The organism is Butyrivibrio sp. AE2032 (genome assembly GCF_000702965.1).
Map to the genome: position 1 here is coordinate 2,113,130 of NZ_JNLF01000003.1, position 21,258 is coordinate 2,134,387.

Annotated in this window: 19 protein-coding genes; 14 read left to right on the forward strand and 5 right to left on the reverse strand. The window is 43.6% G+C overall.

What is annotated here, in order from left to right; genetic code table 11:
- Window positions 1-3: 3 nt before the first annotated feature.
- The 5 genes from BO18_RS33970 to BO18_RS32715 are packed head-to-tail and all read left to right on the forward strand — an operon-like array spanning window position 4 to window position 7,648.
- Window positions 4-813, forward strand: coding sequence for a response regulator (locus BO18_RS33970; protein WP_066738236.1), 810 nt, complete (start codon window positions 4-6; stop codon window positions 811-813).
- A 5-nt stretch (window positions 814-818) separates the two neighbouring features.
- Window positions 819-1,421, forward strand: coding sequence for an Hpt domain-containing protein (locus BO18_RS11335; protein WP_034446301.1), 603 nt, complete (start codon window positions 819-821; stop codon window positions 1,419-1,421).
- A gap of 17 nt (window positions 1,422-1,438) precedes the next feature.
- A complete protein-coding gene (locus BO18_RS32710; RefSeq protein WP_185752407.1) occupies window positions 1,439-3,931 on the forward strand; it encodes an ATP-binding protein in 2,493 nt (830 codons plus the stop codon).
- Between the two features lie 15 nt (window positions 3,932-3,946).
- Window positions 3,947-5,233, forward strand: a complete 1,287-nt coding sequence (locus BO18_RS11345; RefSeq protein ID WP_034446303.1) for a DUF3798 domain-containing protein — start codon at window positions 3,947-3,949, stop codon at window positions 5,231-5,233.
- A 9-nt stretch (window positions 5,234-5,242) separates the two neighbouring features.
- Entirely contained in the window at window positions 5,243-7,648 is a 2,406-nt protein-coding gene (locus BO18_RS32715; protein WP_051688668.1) for a hybrid sensor histidine kinase/response regulator, read from the forward strand.
- Window position 7,649: 1 nt separating this feature from the next.
- Here BO18_RS32715 and BO18_RS11355 read toward each other — a convergent pair whose 3' ends face one another.
- Entirely contained in the window at window positions 7,650-7,832 is a 183-nt protein-coding gene (locus tag BO18_RS11355) for a DUF4250 domain-containing protein (protein ID WP_034446305.1), read from the reverse strand.
- A 155-nt stretch (window positions 7,833-7,987) separates the two neighbouring features.
- Here BO18_RS11355 and BO18_RS11360 point away from each other — a divergent pair, with 155 nt between their 5' ends.
- The 7 genes from BO18_RS11360 (at window position 7,988) to BO18_RS11390 (ending at window position 13,440) form a co-directional block, all read left to right on the forward strand.
- On the forward strand, window positions 7,988-8,713 hold the full coding sequence (locus BO18_RS11360; protein ID WP_185752408.1) for a CpsB/CapC family capsule biosynthesis tyrosine phosphatase: 726 nt from the start codon (window positions 7,988-7,990) through the stop codon (window positions 8,711-8,713).
- Window positions 8,714-8,767: 54 nt separating this feature from the next.
- On the forward strand, window positions 8,768-9,499 hold the full coding sequence (locus BO18_RS11365; RefSeq protein WP_034446307.1) for a YveK family protein: 732 nt from the start codon (window positions 8,768-8,770) through the stop codon (window positions 9,497-9,499).
- A gap of 14 nt (window positions 9,500-9,513) precedes the next feature.
- Window positions 9,514-10,347 carry a polysaccharide biosynthesis tyrosine autokinase gene (locus BO18_RS11370; protein WP_034446308.1) on the forward strand — a complete coding sequence of 278 codons (834 nt, stop codon included), beginning with the start codon at window positions 9,514-9,516 and terminating at the stop codon, window positions 10,345-10,347.
- Between the two features lie 18 nt (window positions 10,348-10,365).
- On the forward strand, window positions 10,366-10,839 hold the full coding sequence (locus BO18_RS11375; RefSeq protein WP_034446309.1) for a hypothetical protein: 474 nt from the start codon (window positions 10,366-10,368) through the stop codon (window positions 10,837-10,839).
- Between the two features lie 10 nt (window positions 10,840-10,849).
- Window positions 10,850-11,911 (forward strand): LCP family protein, encoded by a 1,062-nt coding sequence (locus tag BO18_RS11380; protein WP_034446310.1) that lies wholly within the window; start codon window positions 10,850-10,852, stop codon window positions 11,909-11,911.
- 46 nt (window positions 11,912-11,957) lie between these two features.
- Window positions 11,958-12,701 (forward strand): class B sortase, encoded by a 744-nt coding sequence (locus tag BO18_RS11385; protein ID WP_185752409.1) that lies wholly within the window; start codon window positions 11,958-11,960, stop codon window positions 12,699-12,701.
- An 82-nt stretch (window positions 12,702-12,783) separates the two neighbouring features.
- Window positions 12,784-13,440 (forward strand): hypothetical protein, encoded by a 657-nt coding sequence (locus tag BO18_RS11390; RefSeq protein ID WP_034446312.1) that lies wholly within the window; start codon window positions 12,784-12,786, stop codon window positions 13,438-13,440.
- 152 nt (window positions 13,441-13,592) lie between these two features.
- Here the strand turns inward: BO18_RS11390 and BO18_RS11395 are convergent, their stop codons facing one another.
- The 4 genes from BO18_RS11395 to BO18_RS11410 all read right to left on the reverse strand — a co-directional run bounded on the left by BO18_RS11395 (window position 13,593) and on the right by BO18_RS11410 (window position 18,377).
- Window positions 13,593-14,462, reverse strand: coding sequence for a carbohydrate ABC transporter permease (locus BO18_RS11395; RefSeq protein ID WP_034446314.1), 870 nt, complete (start codon window positions 14,460-14,462; stop codon window positions 13,593-13,595).
- Window positions 14,462-15,559, reverse strand: coding sequence for a carbohydrate ABC transporter permease (locus tag BO18_RS11400; RefSeq protein WP_034446315.1), 1,098 nt, complete (start codon window positions 15,557-15,559; stop codon window positions 14,462-14,464). Before BO18_RS11400 ends, BO18_RS11395 begins: the two co-directional genes overlap by 1 nt.
- 98 nt (window positions 15,560-15,657) lie before the next feature.
- Window positions 15,658-17,013 carry an ABC transporter substrate-binding protein gene (locus BO18_RS11405; protein ID WP_034446316.1) on the reverse strand — a complete coding sequence of 452 codons (1,356 nt, stop codon included), beginning with the start codon at window positions 17,011-17,013 and terminating at the stop codon, window positions 15,658-15,660.
- 344 nt (window positions 17,014-17,357) lie between these two features.
- Window positions 17,358-18,377, reverse strand: coding sequence for a LacI family DNA-binding transcriptional regulator (locus tag BO18_RS11410; RefSeq protein WP_034446318.1), 1,020 nt, complete (start codon window positions 18,375-18,377; stop codon window positions 17,358-17,360).
- Between the two features lie 129 nt (window positions 18,378-18,506).
- On the opposite strand from BO18_RS11410, the gene BO18_RS11415 reads away from it, so the two are divergent.
- Entirely contained in the window at window positions 18,507-19,484 is a 978-nt protein-coding gene (locus BO18_RS11415) for an adenylylsulfate kinase (protein ID WP_081860993.1), read from the forward strand.
- A gap of 44 nt (window positions 19,485-19,528) precedes the next feature.
- Window positions 19,529-21,187, forward strand: coding sequence for a glycosidase (locus BO18_RS11420; protein WP_034446319.1), 1,659 nt, complete (start codon window positions 19,529-19,531; stop codon window positions 21,185-21,187).
- Window positions 21,188-21,258: the final 71 nt, after the last annotated feature.

Here is a 21,258-nt window from a genome sequence, read left to right on the forward strand (position 1 = left end):
CCTATGAAGTTTAAGATCCTTGTTTCTGGTAAAAACAAAAAAGTTATAGCAGATATATGTGAACATTTGGCTACGGACAGAGGGTACCATACTGTGAAGTGTCCGGCTAATAAAGCTGCGCTGTTTGATGCTGCTTTGTCTGAACTTCCAAGAGTAATAATCTTGTGCCTTGGAGATGAAACCAAAGATTCCATCAAGGTTTATGATGTTATGACTGATCTATCCAAGCGAGGAGGTTGCCCGATTATAGTTATCACCAATGAAGAGGATGAAAAGACCTTTATCAATCATTCGGCTCTTTCAAAAGTTCTTTTCCTAAGGAGACCTGTATCTCTTCTGGCACTTTATGAAAAACTGTCTGAGATGGAGGAGGCACTTAAGAACGGAGATGATCTGATACAGACTGCCTTTAAGGAATATCATAACGAAAATCCGGATGCAGGCAGGAAGAGAAAGCATATCCTGGTGGTGGATGATGACTCGGAGCAGCTCATTACAATTAAGGAACAGCTGGAGGAGTTCTACGATGTGACTCCGGTTAAATCCGGTGATGCGGCGTTTAGATTTCTTTTAAAAAAGATACCAGACATTATTCTTCTGGATTACATGATGCCGGGAATGGATGGAACAGAGGTTTTGCGAAGGATAAGGACTGTGGATGAATATGCTTCAATACCGGTCATTTTCCTTACGGGAACCACTGAAAGAACCGCTGTACTAAGGATATTGACTGAGCTTAAGCCGCAGGGTTATATTGTGAAGCCTGCAAAAAAATCTAAGCTTGTGGCAAAGATCATAGACATTTTGGGGTGACTAATATGGAACTTGATACAAAGTGGATTGAGGACATTGGACTTGATGTTAAGCAGGGGTGCGAGTTTACGGGAGGTGCAGAAAAGTATTTTTCTGCACTTTTGCGTTTTTATAACAATTATGAAAAGAATCGTGGGAAGATCCATGAGTTCCTGGCTGCTGGAGACTATGAGAACTACACCATAACGGTCCATGCACTTAAGAGCAATTCCAAAATGATAGGTGCTATGGAACTGGGCAAGTCCTTTGAAGAATTGGAAAATGCCGGCAGGGAAAAAGATATACCGGCTATTCAAGGCAGTACCGGAAAAGTCCTTGATGATTATGCAGCTCTTATTGAGAAGCTGACACCAATTTCCCAGATGGGAGAGGTTAAGGCAGCTGACGAGATATCTGGTGAGGTGGCAAAAGAAACAGCTGATAAGCTCTTAACTGCTCTTGACGACTTTGAGGCGGATGAGGCCATGGAGCTTGTAAAAAAGCTATCGGGATATCCTTTCAGGCTAACCCAGAAGGAAAAGCTTGAGCAGGCAAAGAACTACATTTCAGACTTTATGTACGATGAAGCCGCGGACCTTGTAAGGGAGATAATCCCTGCCATAGAGTAAATGAACGGGTAAGTAATTTGAATAAGATTAGAACAATCCTTACGGTAATTCTGATAATTGTTTTTGGCTATATTCTCATTGGTGAAATAGTTATGCCACGAAATGCGCTGATATCCGGGATAGTGTGTGATGAGCTTCCTGCTGATAAGTGGATGCTTGTCAGGGAAGACGGCAGCAAAGTGCCCTTTGAGGTCCCGGGAAAAGCTGATGGGGATGTTTTGCTGCAGACTACACTTCCTGAAACCTTTGATGAGGATTACGATGCGCTGTGCTTTAGAGGCATGGACATGAAGATCTACATCGATGGGCAGCTGCGGGAAGAAGTGGTTTCTGAATACTACGGCTATCTTGGCGACAGATCTGCAGAAAAGTATGTGTTTGTTTCTCTACGGCCGGAAGACGCAGGGAAAGAGCTTTTGGTTAACTATGAGTATAACTATGGAGTAGTCTACGAGGTTTATATAGGCACAAGAATAGGCGTTATGGGGCATCTGTTCAGACTATATGGCCTTGAGCTATTTGTGGGACTGATACTTATCATCATTGGTCTTATTTGCCTTGTTGCTGCTGTTGCTTATAAGTATCTCTATGGCAAATATCTTGAACTTGAGCACCTTTCCATCGGCGCCATTCTTGGAGCCTGCTGGGTGCTGTCTAATTCTGTCTTTCGTCAGTTTTATACCAGCAATATTTCTGTGATGTCAGACATACCATTTCTCATGGTAATGATCATGCCACTTCCATATCTGGTATTTATTAATTCCCTTCAAAACGGCAGATACCATAAAGCTATTATAATCGTGAGTGTTTTGGAGATAGCTAATTTTGTCTTTTGCATCACTTTGTTTGTCACGGGGAAGGTGCCTCTGGCAGACAGTTTTATTTTCTCAGCAATATGCGCTCTTATCGGCATAAGTGTAATCTTTGTCACGGTTCTTTTGGACCTGAAAAAACATCTGATAGGATCCTATATATTTGTGGCTGCAGGATTCGGCGTTCTGGCCATCGCAGCTATAGTGCAGATCCTGGCCTATCAGTTTGCTCACGACGGAGTCTTCTCTGGCTTGTTTATGGCCCTGGGACTTTTTGGCTTCATGATCTGCTCCATTATCCACACCATCAAACAGATAATCGGAATAAGGCTTGAGTCCAACGAGCTTCTTCATATCAATAAGGCAAAGGACGATTTCCTTGCCAACATGTCCCATGAGATCAGGACGCCCCTTAACGGAATCCTTGGAATGGATGAGATGATCATCAGGGAAGCGGCTCAGAGCAACATAAAGAAATATGCTTTGGAGATCAAGAGCGCAGGAAATACTCTTTTATCAATAATAAATGACATCCTTGATCTGTCCAAGATTGAGTCCGGAAACTTCGAGATCATCCCGGTGGAATATGACGTGGCTTCAGTCCTTAATGATGTGCTGATCATGACAAGACCCAGAGCTCAGAAAAAGAACCTTGAATTCAACTACAATGTGTCAGGGGAAATCCCATCTATGCTCTACGGAGATGAGATCAGGATCAGGCAGGTGATGCTGAACATAATCAACAATGCCATTAAATATACCCAGGAAGGTCATGTTGATGTGTCCGTCGAAGCAAAATGCGAGAACACGGGGCATTTCGTGGATCTGTTGGTTAGAGTTTCCGATACTGGAATGGGCATCCGGGACGAGGACAAGGAGAAGCTCTTTAAGAGCTTCCAGAGGCTTGAGGAAAAGAAAAATCGCAGCATTGAAGGCACCGGACTGGGACTTCATATTACTTACAGATTGCTGGAAATGATGGATGGAGACATACAGCTCGAAAGCGAATATGGCATCGGAAGTACCTTCGAAATAACTATTCCTCAGAAGGTTGTAAATGCACAGCCAATAGGAGATTTTTCCCAGGCGGTAAAGAACTATCTGGATAATATTGAAACAGATGAAGTGGAGCTTTATGCACCGGCAGCGAAAATACTTGTGGTGGATGACAATGCCATGAACCTTGAGGTTATGGAGGGACTGCTGCTGGATACCAAGATAAAAGTTACGTTGGTAGATTCAGGACAAAAGTGCATTGATGCCGTAAAGGAAAGCAGATTCGACTGCATTTTGCTGGATCAGATGATGCCGGGAATGAACGGAGAAGAAACTCTTTCTGAAATGCTCAGGCTGGGAATCCTTGATGGAACACCGGTTGTGGCCCTTACAGCTGATGCTATCATAGGAGCCCGGGAGAGCTACATTCAGAAGGGATTCACGGATTATGTATCAAAGCCTGTGAAGTATGATGCTCTTGAGAAAGTTCTGAAGCAGTACATTCCAAAAGAAAAGCAGCTTGTTCATACTGCCGCTGATGAACTTCCCACGATGCTGATCTGGGGTAATGATTCAGATAAGCTTAAGGCAGAAAAAGAGAGGCTGGATGGAATATACAAATGCGTATGTGTTGTTGGAGAAAAAGCCAGAGATAAGTATCTTGAAAAACACAAGCCTGTAGGCGTAATGCATATCACCTGAAAAGGAGGCGAAGAAATGAAAAAATTTATGAGTGTTGCGCTAACATCGTTATTGGCGGGGGTGCTTATTTCCTGTGGCACTCCAGACAATACTGATGTTGTACCGGAAGCCAGCGGCAGCATAGCTAATGAAGCTTCTTTGGCCGATGCAGGTGAGACCGAGAACTCCGCCGAAGAAGCTGAGGGTGAGGCTGCGTTCCATATAGGCATTGTTACAGGCTCCTATTCCCAGTCTGAGGATGACAGGCGAGGTGCAGAAGCTTTCCAGAACAAATATGGTGAGGATATGGTCACCCTGGCAATTTATCCGGACAACTTCACTGAAGAACTGGATACAACAGTGCAGATCATAGTGGGGCTTGCTGATGATCCGGATATGAAGGCAATCATCGTCAATCAGGCAGTTGATGGGACCACAGAGGCCTTCCGCCAGATCAAGGAAAAACGTCCTGACATCCTTTGTATAGCGGGAGAGGCTTATGAGGATTTTTCCGATATAGGGGAAGTGGCGGATCTGGTGGTTAATTATGACTTTATCAGCAGGGGCTATCTTATGGTCCGTACGGCCCACGAGCTTGGATGTGATACCTTTGTCCATGTGTCTTTTCCCAGGCATCTGTCTTATGAATCCGTATCAAGGCAGGTTGCTATTATGAAAGCCGCCTGTGAAGAATTTGGTATGAACTTTGCCATGGAAGAAGCTCCTGATCCAACCACGGAAGTGGGAGTGCCCGGAGCCCAGTCTTATATATTGGAAAATGCTCCAAAGTGGGTTTCCAAGTACGGACAAAAATCGGCGTACTTTTGCACTAATGATGCGCACACAGAGCCACTTATAAAGAGTCTTATGGAAAATGGAGGCTACTTTATAGAGGCTGACCTTCCGTCACCATTAATGGGATATCCGGGGGCTCTTGACCTGGATCTTACAGGTGCAAGCGGAGACTTTGAGCAGATCACCAAGACAGTTGAAGATGCTGTGGTTGCTGCAGGAGGAAGTGGTCGCTTTGGTACATGGACCTATTCCTATGGGTATGCTGTTTCTGCTGGTCTGGCAGAGCATGCCAGAAATGTGATCCTGGGAGATAGCAAGCTGGGAAGTATCAGTGATCTTTCAAAAGCTTATGGAGTCTTTTCTCCTGGAGTTGAATGGAATGGATCCGGATACTCTGATTCGGAAACCGGTGAGAAGTGGGATAACATTTTCCTTATTTATCAGGATACATACATATTTGGCAATCCAGGACGATACATGGGAACTACAGGAATAGAGGTGCCACAGGAGTACTTTACTATTAAGTAGGAGCTGGCTATGGAAGATAAGGCTAAAAGAGATATAGAAAGAAAACACAAAAAGAATAGCATGCTTATTCCGCTTATACTGCTGTTTATATTTATGACAGTCATGGTGGTCTATGTTTCTGCGCTGATGTACAGGGTTGCTGTATCCAATTCCTATGCCGTAATGGAAGACAGAGTGCTGACTGTTTCTGCCATGGTAAACAACCACTTAAATACTGCTGAGAACGTGCTTCATGTAGCGGGCGATTCCGTAAATCATATGCTGGTAAGTGGAACTACTTCTGCCAGGATACATGAGTTCCTGGTTGATGAAACCACAAATATTGCAGAGCAGTTTGATGAAAATTATACCGGTATTTATGGCTATATTATGGGAAAGTACATCGATGGTCTCAACTGGGAACCACCGGAAGGGTACGATCCAAAGAGTCGTGAATGGTTTATCATTGCAAAGGAAGCTAGGGGAAAGGTTGTCTTTTCACCGCCTTATATTGATGCTCAGACAGGGAATCTTATTATCTCATCCTGTAGAATGCTTCCTGATAAGCAGAGTGTTATTGCCCTGGACGTTCAGCTCCAAGGTATCCAGTCAATGATGAGCGAATTGAAGATCTCCGGAAAGGGCTACGGATTCGTTTGCGATGAGAGCGGCCTTATCATTGCACATGCTCAGGAGGACAGAAAGGGAACCAATATTAGTGATATGGAAGGCGGGAAGGAGCTTCTTTCTGCCATGAAGGAAGTGGGTTCCGGCAGCTTTTCCTATATGCTTGATGATGAAAAATGCACTCTATATGTAAACAGCATTGCAAATGAATGGATCGTTGCCATGGTGGTCAGTGACCGTGAGCTATACTCCGAAGTGTTTACCCAGCGCATAGTGATCGTTATAATCTGCCTCCTGATCTTTGCTATGATAGCTGCAATCTACTATGCCGGATACAGGAATGAGCAGAAGTACACAAAGCAGATGGAGGAAATGAAGCTGGAGGAGCAAAAGGCGGAGTACGACAGGAAGGTCCTTGAAGTTGAGAAAGACGCAGCCAATGCATCCAATAAAGCCAAGAGCGATTTCCTTGCCAACATGTCCCATGAAATACGAACTCCCATGAATGCTATTTTGGGTATGGATGAAATGATCCTTCGAAATTCTCCCGGGGATCCAATAAGGAAATATGCCCTGGATATCCAAAGCGCAGGAAAAACTCTTTTGTCCATAATCAATGATATCCTGGATTTCTCCAAGATAGAATCCGGTAAGATGGAGCTGATTCCTGTGGAATACAGCTTTGCTTCTGTGATGAATGATGTGGTAAACATGACCATGAAAAAGGCCACAGACAAAGGCCTGGTCTACGATCTTAAAGTGTCAGAGGCTGTGCCTTCAGGCCTCCTTGGAGATGAGATCAGGATCAGGCAGATTATGCTTAACCTTATCAACAATGCCATTAAGTACACCCATGAGGGCAAGGTGTCCATTGATGTTTCCTTTGATGAGGAACCATCAATGCTGGTGATCTGCGTGGCTGATACGGGAATTGGCATAAAGAACGAGGATCTTGGCAAACTCTTTAGCTCTTTCCAGCGCCTTGAGGAGGACAAGAACAGGAACATAGAAGGAACCGGACTGGGCCTAAATATCACCCAGCGCCTTGTAAAGATGATGGAGGGCTCCATTTCTGTAAGCAGCAGATACGGCGAAGGGACGACCTTCACTGCTTCCATGAAGCAGAAAGTTGTGGATCCTACACCAGTAGGGGACTTTGCCCAGAACCTCTTAAGGCTTCAGCAGCAAAAGGAGGAATATAAGCCTTTGCTTATTGCACCTTCAGCTAAAGTTCTTATTGTGGATGACAATGATATGAATCTGGAGGTTATAGAGGGACTTTTGGAAGATACTAAGATCAGGATAGCCACGGCTCAATCCGGCAGCGAATGTCTTGATATCCTTCGGGAAAAGAAATATGATGTGATCTTCCTGGATCAGATGATGCCTGGAATGTCCGGCGCCCAGACCCTTACAGAGATAAGAAAGGAGCATCTTGCAGACGAAACTCCGGTCATCGCTCTTACAGCCGATGCCATAGTTGGTGCCAGAGAAAACTACATTAAGGAAGGTTTCACGGATTACCTGAGTAAGCCTGTTATGTACGAAGCTCTAGAAGCCCTCCTTCATAAGTATCTGAATAAGGATCTCGTCATGAGTGAAGAGGAACTTTCAAAAGAGAAAGCTTCCAAAGCAGACGCTACTGAAAACAAGCCTGTTGTTCTGGTGATCAACGACTCCAAGGAAGAACTTTCAGCCCTAAAAGGAATCATGGACGACAAGTTCAAGGGAGTCTATGTAAGAGACGAGGTCAGTGCCCAAAAGTATCTGGATAAACACAACGCAGACTATGTTTTGCGAAAACAATAAACTACACGAATTTATTTTGTCCCTGGTGGTATTCGTACCCCAGGGATTTTAATTTGCTTATAATATTATCAAGCTCTTCCCGGGAGAGGTCCAGGCCTTCTGCCAAAGCCTCCAAACTTCCGTAGTTGTCTCGAAGCTGGGTGTTTATAAAACTGAGTAATATCACAGGATCCTGTGGAATCATAGTTTTTCCTCCTGAAAAAATGGTCTGAGAGTTCTTCTTAGATTTTACCACACCACATATTGATAAAAAATCCATAAAAAACCCCATTATGTTGGAACTTAACATTATATGGTGTATAATTAATACGAGATTTTGTGAGTATTTTTAGGAGCAGCATGGAACCTATTATTGATATTCATTGCCACATTATGCCAGGGGTTGATGATGGTTCGGGGGACATGGCCACAAGCCTTGAAATGCTGAGAATTGCTGAAAAGAACGGCATAACTCACATGATACTGACTCCACATCATAAGCCAATGCACCACAATGTTAGTCCTGAGCATAACGTTATTTACAGAAAAAAACTCCAGGAAGCAGCCAGTGCAGAAGGTATCAAGATAAAGCTCTTTTCTGGAAACGAGATATATTATAGCGACGAGACCATGGACGAGTTGGAGCAGGGGAAGATATGCTCCCTGGCAGGATCTGACTACGTTCTGGTGGAATTTCATCCAACCAATCCATTCAGTGCAATACAAAATGCCGCCGGCAGAGTCCAGGCCTATGGGTATAAGCCCATAATAGCCCACGTGGAGAGATACAGCGATATAGTTTCTCATCCATCGAGAGTTCAGGATCTTATAGATATGGGCTGTCTTATTCAGGTCAATGCCTCCAGCGTTATGGGAAAGTATGGATTCGGCATCGGACATTTTACAAAGAAGCTGTTAAAGGAAAGGCTGGTTCACTTTGTGGCTACGGATGCCCATGATGCAAAAAAGCGAGCTCCGGAGATAGCAGATTGTCGCAGTTACGTGGAGAGAAAACTCGGGCAGGACTATGCAAAAGAGATATTCCTTATTAATGCTGCAAATGTGATCCGGAATCAGGAAGTATAAGACTTTAAGTATTATCACAAAAAGAGTGTATGAATAGAAGCAGGGGAGTAACCCATGGGGAAAAGGGACGACATTATTGAGATCAATCTGGGAGAGCTGTTTGCAGTTCTTTTAGGCAGGGCATTTCTGATAATCAGCGCCGGAGTATTCTTTGCTCTTGCAGGTCTTTTTATCAGCAAGTTCGTGCTTCACCCGGTATATGATTCAACCACCAAGATCTACATCCTTAATAAAGAGGAAAATCAGACCGTGACCTATTCTGATGTGCAGATATCCACTCAGCTCACACAGGATTATGCGGAGCTCATAAAGAGCAGATATGTTCTCGAGGAGGTTATCCAGAGGCTTAACCTTGTGGATATGGACTACGACGACCTGTCCGATGTGCTAAAAGTGGATACTCCTTCAGATACACGTATTGTTGCAATAACTGCCAGGGACGAAGATCCGCTCATGGCAATGCAGATAGCCAACTGTATAAGGGAAGTGGCTAGCGAACATATTGAGAGCGTTATGGATATTGACGCCATCAATGTAGCGGAGACGGCCAATGTTCCCATGGAAAAGTCAGGACCCTCCGTTATAAGATGGACTGTTATTTCCGGATTTTTAGGTGCTGTTGTGGTGGCCTTTTTCGTAGTCCTTGGGTATCTATTGGACGACACCATAAAGAGTAACGACGATGTGGAAAGGTACCTGGGCCTCAGCACACTGGCTCTTGTACCACTTACTCTGGATGAGACAGATAAAAAGAAATCCAGGAAAGCTGCAAAGAAAAAGAAGTAGGAGGGGGACAAAATATGCAGACCGCGAAGCTTCATTTTAGTCAGTCTGAAAACAACTACCAGATAAAAGAAGCATACAAGACCCTTCGAAGCAATGTGGAATTCAGTGGTCAGAATGTGAGGGTCATCTCTATCACCAGCTGTACTCCCGGTGAAGGAAAGACCACAGTAGCCATGGCTCTTGCAAGGGCTTTTGCTGAAGCAGGAAAAAAGACGGTTCTTGTGGATGCAGATATGAGAAAGTCCGTACTGGTAGGCAGATATAAAACCGGTTCAGTAAGACTGGGACTTACCCACTGCCTTGTAGGAAGAGAGAGACTTTCCAGCGTAATATGTGAGACTGATACACCTAATCTTTATGTGGTTTTTGCCGGACCTGTGCCTCCGAACCCTAGTGAGCTTCTGGGAGGAAAGATATTTGGCAAGGTCCTGGAGAATATGAAGCAGGTTTTTGACTATGTCATTATTGATACGCCTCCTCTGGGAAGCGTAATTGATGCAGCTGTTGTTGCCAAGCAGTGTGATGGCACGATTCTTGTGGTGGAAAGCAATTCCATCAGCTACAGATTTGCCCAAAGGGTAAAGGACCAGCTGGATAAGGCCGGTGCCAAGATGCTTGGGGCTGTACTAAATAAGGTAGATATCTCCGGAAAGGGCTATTATGGCCACTACGGAGCTTACTATGGCAAGTACTACGGTAAGTATTACGGCAAGTACTATGGCAAGTATGGGGAAGATAATGTTGATATTCCTGCTGCAAGACCCACTGTGACCAAGCAGGAAACTGAGCCGGATGAAGATGATCTTGATGAGCTTAATTACCTGGCCGGTGTTACCAGGAAAGACTAAAAAGCTCTGGAGGAGTTCGTGAGAGGAAATATTTTTGGAATTCTTTTTTCCATATTGAGTGGTGTTCTGATCTTTTTGATCGTTGTGGCTTATGGCAGGAGTGACAGGATTGAGCCTGAATTCAGGTTTTCTGCCACAGATACGATCTATGATTCGGCCACCACAGACAATGACCTGAAGGTTGGGATCAATGCCTACGATGCGAAGGATGGAGACCTTACCAGCAGGATTGTTGTAGAGAAGGTGGTCCTCAACAGGGAAAAAGAGACAGCGGTAGTATATTATGCAGTTGCAGATTATAGCGGCAATGTCACGAAGCAATCCAGAGTTTTTCCTGCTGACATTGCTGATATAGATAAAAATGCTGACCCCTCTGAGATCATAGAGGAGGAAGAAGAACTTTTCCCTGTGCTGAATCTGTCTCAGGAAGAAGGGGAAGGTTCTGAAGAAAGCGAAACTGAGTCTTCTGCAAGCCAGGAGGCAAGTAACTAGGAGCTAAATTATGCGGGGAAAAGGCAGTGTATTTCTCATTATCTGGGCAAGCCTTATGACACTTATCGTAGTGGCACTTGCAGGCTTCGAGGCAATGAGGATATTTGGAAAAACGAATCTCACAAATAAATCAGCTACCTCTACGCCTATGATGGCCCAAACCCAGGAGATGCTTCCCGAGGAAAAGGCTTCCACCACCTGGCAGTCTGACTGGGTAAGGTACAATGGCGATGTTTATGATTATAACGAAGATATAACCACATTCCTTATTATGGGAATCGACAAGGATGACGAGGTGGTGACAAAGGTCAATGAGGGAATGGATGGAGGACAGGCAGATTCTCTTTTCCTGCTGGTGCTTAATCCCCATGATCAGTCAATAAAGGTAATAGGTATCAACAGAAACTCCATGGCCAACGTGGATATTTATGATGAGTATGGCAGATATCAGAACACAGTTGTGGCACAGATTGCTATCCAGCATGGCTTTGGTGATGGTATGGAAAAGAGCTGTGAATATCAGGTGAAGGCTGTTTCAAATATGTTCTATCAGCTGCCTATTCACGGCTATGCAGCCATAAACATGAGCGCAATTCCTACTATTAATGATCAGGTAGGGGGAGTTGACGTGGTAGTTTTAGATGACCTGACTAAGTGGGATAAGACCCTCAAGAAAGGGGCAACCGTTCATCTGGAAGGAAAGAGTGCTTTCCACTACGTTAAGACAAGAGATATTGCTATTCCTGGGTCAAACGATGACAGGCTTGAAAGACAGCGTCAGTACCTGAACGGATTTATCGAAGCAGCGAGAAAAGTCAGCGAAGAGAATCCTAATGCTGCTGTAGAGCTGTTTACAGCCATCAGTGATCAGATGGTCACAGATATCACTCCGGATGAGATAAGCTATCTTGCGCCTGACCTTACCAGGTATAACTTCGATCCTGATGATCTTAAGATGATAAAGGGCACCACGCAGAAAAAAGGTGACTATGAGGAATTCATAGTTGATGAGGATGACCTTTACAATACGATAATTGAAATTTTTTATGAAAAACTTGATAATATGGACTAAATAAATGCACAAATCATGCCGAAATAACTACATAGATAGGAATGGGGTGAAACTATGCATTTCTGTTTGCCTTGTTCTCCTGATGCTGGTGGGATGCGGAAAGAATGGTCCCAAAAGCAATGTATCAGAGGAAAATGCAGGCAGTGAGGACTCCGGTGGCGTTTACGTTAATATGGCGCAGCTGCGGGAGCAAAATGAGGACATCTTCGCCTGGGTAAATGTTCCGGATACAGCGATTGATTATCCGGTGTGCCAAAGCAGCGAAGGGGATGACAGCTTTTATATTAACCATAACTATTTAAAACAGGCAGACCCCAAGGGGGCTATATATACAGAATGCGCAAATCTTAAGGATATGTGCGATTTTAACGAAGTGCTTCATGGTTCTTCCCCTGAAGATGGCACCATGTTTGCAGATCTTCAGAAGTTTCTGGATAGGACATATTTTGAAGACCATGAATATATATATGTATATACTGAAGATAATGCTCTGATCTACATGATCTTTGCAGCATATACAAGAGAAGATTTAAGGCTGATCGAAGAATATGATTTCACCTATGTTTCCGGATGCAGGGCTTTTTTGGATGAAATCTACCAAAACAGGAGCATGAACAAGCAGATTCGCTCCGGATGGGAAAACATGGTTCAGCCTGAGAACTTCATTATAACCTTAACAACAAAAAATGCGGATGATCCATCAAAGCAGACTGTTGTTATAGGATGCCTTGTGGGGGACCTGAAGGGGAAGATAGACAGGTATCTGGATTATTCTGACGAACAGGAATAAGAACATCAAACACCGGAAACACCCGGTGTGGGAATAGACTGAAACGATCAATTATAATAATAAGAAGGATGGAGGCGTAAAAATGAAAAGGATTCTTGCTTTGGCACTTGCATCTGTAATGATGGTATCGTCCACAATCTGCGTTTGCGCTGCAGAAACAACTACTGAAGATCAGTCAGTTACTATGAGTCCTGAGACCAAGAAGGTTATTGAGGATCTTCAAAAAGAGATCCAGGGACTTGAAACCCAGATAAATGATCTTATTAAGGCTGTTCAGGCTTCTCAGAGCAAGGGAGGCGGCGGTTCTTCATCTTCCAGCTCTACACCTCCTGCTCCTCCCACAAGTTCAGGTAATTCTGTATCCTATGGCGGAACAGTAGCATATCAGGGCGGAAAGGTTGAGATCAACGGCGGAAGGAGTAATGTAACCTTTACTATTAAGGCTCCTTCAGGCGGAGTTATGACATCAGCCAATTCACTGGCAACAAGACTTGGTGGATCACTCCTTACCTGCATCAACACAAGTTCACCCGGAGTTGCATTCTCAAATGCGAAAGTTAACTTCTTTGTAAGTGGTGTAACAAATGCAGATAACATCGCTGTATATCAGAACCAGAACGGAACATGGGTACAGCTGGTGGTTTCAGAGGTTCGTCAGGACCACGTTGTTGTAAATCTTTCAAAGCACGGTGATATCGCATTTATAAGGGTTCCCGTACTTGCAACAGTAACACATTAAGACCTATAACAAAAGAGGCCGTCACTAAAGTGACGACCTCTTTTTTGTATATATGAAAGGTATAAATTGTATAAACAAGGAGGTTCCGCTCTCGCACGCGTGCTCGCCGGAACACGTTCGAACTAGCTTCGAAAGGACCTCAGCAAGTTCTCTCAGCCCTTTACCGCTCCCTCAATCATTCCTTCCATGATCTGCTTCTGTGCGATCAGGAAGATTACGATCATAGGAATGATTGCCAGTAAAGCTGCTGGAAGAATTCTATCCCAGCTCTTTACGTAGGATCCTACGAACTTCTGGATGGCGATCGGAATAGTCATAACCTTACCGTTCTGTCCAAGCATCATTGAAGGAAGAAGGTAGTCGTTCCAGATCCACATTCCGTTAAGGATTGTAACGGTTGTGATAACCGGTGTGAGCAGAGGGAAGATGATCTGGAAGAAGGTCTGCTCTGGTCTGCATCCATCGATAGCTGCTGCTTCCTCCAAGGTATAAGGAACACCTTTGATAAAGCCGTTTAAGATGAACACTGTCATTGCTCCGCCGAATCCCAGGTAAGCAAATACCAGGCCCGGTACTGACTGAAGCATCTGGATTCCAATGAACTTTCCTACATCACGGAAGGTAGAAATAAGTGGAAGCATAACTACCTGGAAAGGAATGATCATTGATGCGATGAATGTAAAGTAAATAACTGTTGACCATACAGTCTTGTTACGGCAGATAACCCATGCAGCCATAGCTCCGAATAAAGAGAGCATAACAAGTGAAAGGACTGTGATAAGTGCTGAAGATCCAAAGGATTTCCAGAAGAGGAAGTTTGGATCATTAATTACTGCCTTAATGTTTGTAGACAGCTGTCCGAAGCTTGCGCCTTCAAAGCTTACAGGATTAGCGGTAATGTCCGAAGTCTCTTTTCCTGAGTTTATAAGAAGAAGGATGAAGGGGAACAATACATAAGCTGCTACAATAACTGCGATTATCATTCTTATAACGATGGTAGAAGATTTCTCTTTTGTATGCATTATAATTCCACCTCCTTCTTATTTGATATACGAACCTGAATGATTGAAACTACAGCAAGGACGATGAAGAAGAATACTGCCTTAGCCTGGCCCAGAGCGTAGTCGTTATTGATTACGGCTGTGGTGTAAATGTTCAGTGCCAGCATCTCAGTTCCGTTGGCGATGTAGTTACCAAGGAATTCGATTGATCCTTTACCGTTTGTCAAAGCAAGGTTTACATCAAACTGCTTAAATGCAGATGTAAGTGTAAGGAATGTACATATTGTAATAGTAGGAGCAATCATTGGAAGCTTGATGTTGAAAAGAGTCTGTGTAGGATTTGCTCCATCGATCGCTGATGCTTCAAGCACGTCGCCGGGAATAGTATTAAGACCGGTGATGTAGATCAGCATGATATAACCTGCATATTGCCAGATATATACGATGATTACAGCAATAAATGCTGTATGTGTATCCGAAAGCATTGAGTAAGTGCCTGTAAACTTGGTTACAACGTTACTGAAAATGAACTGCCAAATGTAACCCAGAACGATACCTCCGATAAGGTTTGGAAGGAAGTAAGCTGCTCTGAAGAATCCCAGGCCTTTGATCCTTGAGGTGCAAAGGAGAGCTAAAAGAAAAGCTACCAGATTTACCAGGATCATGTTGAAAACAACGAATAAGAAAGTAAGAAGTGTTGACCAAAGGAATGATGGCTGTTTGAACATTCTTGCGTAGTTTGCAAGACCAACAAAACCTTTGAGCTTAATGCCGTCCCAGTCTGTGAAGGAATAACCGATACCAAGGAAAAGAGGTATTATTACGGTTACTGCAAATGCAAACAGTAGTGGGAACAGGAAAATTACATTAATAATAGTGCGATGATACTTAAGAGTTGGGAAAAGATAAAGCCCAACAAAAAACAGGATGATACCGCATACGAACATGGCACCTCTACCTAAAATAACTGGTGTGGCTGTTCCGTTCATGGGTATAGTGAATAAGATCAGGTCGCCTGCCTTCGATATTGATAAAGCCAGACCGGCGATTGTAAGCACAAGTCCCAGGATAAGGCAGCCAAATGAAGCAACCCTTCGACCGGTAGAAAATGTACCCATTCGTAGTCCTCCTTTCAAATAAGAAAACAATAAGTGACGTGGTTTAACAGTTAAAAACAGGCAGGGCACTATACATGCCCCGCCTGCATGTTTACATATTACTGAGCGTAGTATCCAGAGATAACCTTAGCCATTGTTGAAACGAATCCGTCAGCATCGAGCTTGCCCTTTGCATAATCTGCAAATACGTTACATGTCTCGTTCTGAAGTCCGTCCTTCTTAAGCATTGTGTGCCATCCTGAGTAATTACCAGCTGTGATGTAGCTATTCATGCTCTTGTAGAATGGGTTAACTGCCTCGTACTGGCAATCATCGAAAGGAGATACAAGACCAGCATCGTTAACAAGGATGTTCTGAGCTGAGTCGCCTGCACACCAGTTGAAGAAAGCCTTAGCACCATCAACGTTACCGTTTGCGTATGCTACCCAGTATGAAGGTGGTCCAGCGATGATTGTGTTGATACCATCCTCAAATGCATAAGGAGCAAATCCGCACTCGAAGTTTACGTCGTCAGGAGAAGTTACACACCAGTTACCCTGTGTGATGAATACATACTTGCCTTCCTTGAAGCCTGCTACCTGGTTGTCATATGTTCCGTCGATGAGAAGAGCAGGATCTGAGTACTGATTCATCATGCCGATGAACTCAGCGAAGTTCTTCATTCTGGACTCGTCAATCTTTCCACCGTCGTTAAGAAGATCGATGTATGTTGTGTCGTCAGCCTTAAGACCTGCGTCAAGATACTGACCAAATACGTGTGTTCCTGAAGACCAGCCAAGGTTTGTAGGCTCTGCACACCAGCCAAATACAGCGGTGATACCAAGCTCGTCCTTCTTGGAATCAAGAGTCTCACAAGCAGCCTTCCATGCATCAGGAGATGTAAGAGAAGCAGGATCTACACCAGCTGCCTTAAGGAGGTCAGCGTTGTAACCAAGAGCTGTAGCCTCTACTGTGTAAGGGAATCCGATTGTTCCCATTGAAGAATCAATGAGTTCGAATCCTGTCTTGTTTGTCCACTCTTCGCCAGCAAGATCAGCAAGCATGCCGTCCCAGTTAGCTGCCTGGTTAGCCTCAATTACGAAGATGTCAGGCATGTTGTCAGCCTGGTACATTTTCTTAAGCTCGTCAGAAGCATTTGTGTCACCACCGATTGTCTCAACGATGAGCTCGTTGCCAGTCTCCTCTTTGTACTTAGCAGCGAGAGCCTGCATCTGATCGTTGATCTCAGGCTTACCATTGAGAAGTCTTACTGATCCAACAGAAGCTGTCTCTGTAGCGTCTGCTGCAGGAGCTGCATCTGTAGTTGTCTCTGCTGCCTGTGTATCAGCAGGAGCTGCTTCAGTAGCAGTGTTGTCAGATGTTGTTGTTGTGTCAGTTGTACCTGTTGTTCCGCAAGCTGCAAGGCTAAGAACCATAGTGCTTGCAAGAAGAACTGACATGAGTTTCTTTTTCATTTCTTTTCCTCCTTTTGTGTAGCTTTTGTGCAAGTTGCCATAACTTACTTCGTTTCTGGCGGTTACTTTTGCGCATAAGTTGTACGCTGAAATCAAGATATCACATACAAACTCAAAATTCAATAGATTTAGCTAAAAAAAATTCACGGTTTGTTCATAAATGAAACCGTACTCCGCTTGTAGAGCGGACTTAATCGTTTACATCGAAAAATTAAAAAACACTTAAACGTTTATAAAAATTGTGAAAAATCAAAAAAAAGACCGACTTATGCGTATAAGCTTAAGTTGGTCAAGTTTTATATGATGCGCCGAATTAGTGCTCTGTTTTTTCGGCAAGTAGTATATCAGTTTTTGTTTATGTTTCTTACTGTGTCACGGATTACCAGATGTGTTGGCAGTTTGATCTGGTTGGGGGTCTTTTTGCCGGATAGCTGCTTTAGCAAAGTGTCAGCAGAAGTGATACCCTTGGATTTTACATCCTGATGTACGGTGGTAAGAGCTGGCCTGTGGAGCTGCCCCAGCATATTGTCGTCGAAACCAACGATGGAAATATCCTCGGGAACAGAGATTCCTCTGTCTTCAAGAGCTGCCATGAGAGTTACTGCATAGAGATCTGATACGCACATTATGGCTGTAAACTCTTTTGCGCGGGAGCAGATCTCCTCAAGGCTGGCTTCGATATCCTCGGTTCGTGGCCTTATCTGTAAAAAGTCTGAGCTCTTGAATTTAATCTTGTTATCCTGAAGGGCTTTCTTGTATCCGTTGAGCCTTGCCAGGTCGACGCCCTTGGTGTTATCTGACAGGAAAGCAATTTTCCTGTGACCCTGGGAGATGAGATAGCTGGCCATATCATAGGCACCCTGTTCATCATCAAGACCTACGTTGGTGAAGTGCTTAAGACCCTCGATACTGTAGGTGTCTATACAAACGATTGGCTTTTTGTATTTTTCGCTGACCCTGATACCGTCGTCATCCAGCATACCGAAGAGGATAAGACCGTCCACGTTCCAGGTTGAAACATGTCGCATAATCTCGCCTATATCACTGGAGATGTACAGCATCATGAAATATCCGGCGTTTCGTATAGTCTCTTCTACACCGCCTATAAGAACGGAGACGAATGGATCCATGATAAGGTTTTCATACTTGTCGGCTCTTGCCTTGAGGGCCAGGCCGATGATCTTGGATTCGTTCTGGGCAAGGTTTCTTGCGTTTATGTTTGGAACATAATCAACCTTTTTGAGAAATTCCTCCACCTTCCTTCTGGTGTCGGGGGAAACCTCGCCGGCCTTTCCATGGATAACATTTGAAACCGTTGTAGTGCTCATATTTAGTTGCTTTGCGATTTCTTTAATGGTTATCATTTTTTACACTTGGACTTTACAAAGAAAAAAAGTTGTTGTATGTTGTTTGCAGATTCGGGACAAGTCCCTTTTGTCTCAAAATAACATGGCGGAACATAAGTTGTCAAAATCATTTTTTAGAGGAGAATTATGAACACAAATTATAACAAAATAACTGTTTCAAAAGATGCCCTGGAAAAACTTTCCAAAGCTTCTGACATTGTTTCTTCTATAGTAATACCTGAGGATATACCACATGGTGATATGCCTGGGGATAAGATAGAGATCGGCGAAAGCCACATCGCTAAGGCGAAGACAATTTTTCCTATATTAGTAAAAGAACTTCAGGCAAAAATGTCTGCTAATCCTTATTCAAGAGCAGTAGTTGCAGTTTGCGGAGGATCAGGAGTTGGTAAATCAGAGATTGCGTCACTTCTGTCATATATGCTTGAAACTGCAGGAATAGGCAGCTATACCATGTCTGGTGACAATTACCCACATCGTATTCCTATGTATAATGATGCTGAAAGACTCCATACTTTCAGGAAGTGCGGAATCAGAGGAATGGTTGACGCAGGTGTCATGAACCCTGAAAATGCCGAGAAGATCCGTGAGCTTCAGAGGGCTGAAGATGACGCAAACAAGGCACATCTGGACACTGACACATGGTTCAGAAGCTATTTTGAGGCTGGTTCAAAGGGACTTAATGATTACCTTGGTACTCCAAATGAAACTGACTTCGAAGAAGTTGATCAGATAATGAAGGCCTTTAAGGATGGAGCTGATAAGCTTTACCTTAAGAGAATGGGAAGAGACGAAGCATCACTTTGGTACGATGAAGTAGACCTTTCTAATAAGAATGTTCTTATAGTAGAGTGGACTCATGGAAATAGTGACTACATGAGTCAAGTGGATGTTCCGGTTCTTTTAAACAGCACTCCTGAGGAGACTTTAGAGCACAGAAGATCCAGAAACAGAGATGGTAAGCTGGATAGCCCATTCACAATGCTGGTTCTTGAGCTTGAGCAGAAGAAGCTGGTCGATCAGGCTCACAAGGCAAAGATCATCATCTCAAAAGCTGGTGATATCATCAGCTATGATGAGTTTAAAAAACTTATGGGAATCTAACATTTTAACTTATTGTGTTGTTGCGAAAAAGCGGAGTAAAAAATATGAAAAACAATTACGTAGATAATGGACCAATGCTGAATGCTTACCCTGATAGCATGGGTGGAACTCTTTCTGATATTGTTTCAGTTCTTTCAAAAAAAGAATTTGAAGATGTTTTCCAGTCCTTCTATATTCTTCCAAGTATTTTTAATACGGATCTGGACAGAGGCTTTTCAGTTATTGATTACAGTATCAACGAAGAGATGGCTGCTCCTGGGGATATTGATAAGCTTGGCGAGCTTGGAATTGATCTTAAGCTTGATTTCATCTTAAATCATGCATCAGTTCTTTCACCACAGTTCCAGGATCTTCTTAAGAATGGTGAGAACTCCAAGTACAAGGATTTCTTCATCAACTGGAATAAGTTCTGGGATGGATATGGTGATATGACCCCTGAAGGTTATATTCAGCCAAAGGAAGAGTACATCAAGGATATGTTCTTCAGAAAGCCAGGGCTTCCTATCCTTATGGTAAGAATGCCCGATGGAAAGGATGTTCCTTATTGGAATACTTTCTATCAGGAGGTTCAGTATAAACGCCCTGATGCTCAGGATCTCATGGATAAGATGGATATCCAGTATCTTGCTGCTTCAAGGCTTTCTGAGAGAGTCTGCAAGGAGCTTGATGAGGGGAAAAAGCCTGCGGAAATAAATTATGAGGGATATGAGAAATATAAAGACGCTGTTATAGAACTCCTTGAGTCAGGAAGACGTTATCTTGGTCAGATGGACCTTAATATAAAGTCCGACCTGGTTTGGGAGCACTACAGAAATACGCTTAAGAGTCTTTCTGGGTATGGTGCAAGGATTGTTCGTCTGGATGCCTTTGCTTATGCTCCTAAGGAGCCTGGCAAGAAGAACTTCCTCAATGAGCCTGACACCTGGGATGTCCTTGAAAAGGTCAAAAAGCTTGCTGACGAGTTTGGAGTTTCACTTCTTCCTGAGATTCATGCAAGCTACAGTGAGAAGATATATGAGACAGTGGCCAATAAGGGCTACATGACTTACGACTTCTTCCTTCCCGGACTTCTTATTTATGCTATTGAGAGCAAGAACGGAGAGGTTCTTAAGAACTGGGCCCAGGAGATCCAGGAAAAGAAAATTCGCGTAGTCAACATGCTTGGCTGCCATGACGGAATCCCGCTCCTTGATCTTAAGGGAATCCTTCCTGAGGAAGATATCCAGAAGATGATCGATACGATCGTAGGAAGAGGCGGATTTGTAAAGGATCTTCATGGTGCCAAGAATATGTATTATCAGGTAAATGCTACCTACTACAGTGCTCTTGGAGATGATGATAAGAAGATGCTCTTTGCAAGAGCAATTCAGATGTTCATGCCCGGTAAGCCACAGGTATGGTATCTTGATCTCTTTGCAGGAAAGAACGATCACGAAGCTGTAAAGCGTGCCGGAGCCGGCGGACATAAGGAGATCAACAGAACAAATCTTACTATGGACCAGATTCAGGAGGCCCTTCAGAAGGATGTTGTAAAAGAACAGCTTAAACTCCTTCAGATCAGAAACACCAATCCTGCCTTTGGATTTGATTCTAAGCTTGATATACAGACAGAAGGTTCAGTAATGACCTTCACATGGACAAACGGTGAGCACAAGATATCTCTTAGAGCTGATTTTGCAGATTATAGCTACACCATCCAGTAAGCATAATAACAGGTAAAGAAAATGCCTCTCACGTCAGTGCGTGAGGGGCATTGTTAGTATTCTTTTAAATA

Coding starts and splice junctions, on each gene's coding strand:
- BO18_RS33970 (WP_066738236.1), top strand. CDS start 4: ATGAAGTTTAAGATCCTTGTTTCTGGTAAAAACAAAAAAGTTATAGCA.
- BO18_RS11335 (WP_034446301.1), top strand. CDS start 819: ATGGAACTTGATACAAAGTGGATTGAGGACATTGGACTTGATGTTAAG.
- BO18_RS11345 (WP_034446303.1), top strand. CDS start 3,947: ATGAAAAAATTTATGAGTGTTGCGCTAACATCGTTATTGGCGGGGGTG.
- BO18_RS32715 (WP_051688668.1), top strand. CDS start 5,243: ATGGAAGATAAGGCTAAAAGAGATATAGAAAGAAAACACAAAAAGAAT.
- BO18_RS11355 (WP_034446305.1), bottom strand. CDS start 7,832: ATGATTCCACAGGATCCTGTGATATTACTCAGTTTTATAAACACCCAG.
- BO18_RS11360 (WP_185752408.1), top strand. CDS start 7,988: ATGGAACCTATTATTGATATTCATTGCCACATTATGCCAGGGGTTGAT.
- BO18_RS11365 (WP_034446307.1), top strand. CDS start 8,768: ATGGGGAAAAGGGACGACATTATTGAGATCAATCTGGGAGAGCTGTTT.
- BO18_RS11370 (WP_034446308.1), top strand. CDS start 9,514: ATGCAGACCGCGAAGCTTCATTTTAGTCAGTCTGAAAACAACTACCAG.
- BO18_RS11380 (WP_034446310.1), top strand. CDS start 10,850: ATGCGGGGAAAAGGCAGTGTATTTCTCATTATCTGGGCAAGCCTTATG.
- BO18_RS11390 (WP_034446312.1), top strand. CDS start 12,784: ATGAAAAGGATTCTTGCTTTGGCACTTGCATCTGTAATGATGGTATCG.
- BO18_RS11395 (WP_034446314.1), bottom strand. CDS start 14,462: ATGCATACAAAAGAGAAATCTTCTACCATCGTTATAAGAATGATAATC.
- BO18_RS11400 (WP_034446315.1), bottom strand. CDS start 15,559: ATGGGTACATTTTCTACCGGTCGAAGGGTTGCTTCATTTGGCTGCCTT.
- BO18_RS11405 (WP_034446316.1), bottom strand. CDS start 17,013: ATGAAAAAGAAACTCATGTCAGTTCTTCTTGCAAGCACTATGGTTCTT.
- BO18_RS11410 (WP_034446318.1), bottom strand. CDS start 18,377: ATGATAACCATTAAAGAAATCGCAAAGCAACTAAATATGAGCACTACA.
- BO18_RS11415 (WP_081860993.1), top strand. CDS start 18,507: ATGAACACAAATTATAACAAAATAACTGTTTCAAAAGATGCCCTGGAA.
- BO18_RS11420 (WP_034446319.1), top strand. CDS start 19,529: ATGAAAAACAATTACGTAGATAATGGACCAATGCTGAATGCTTACCCT.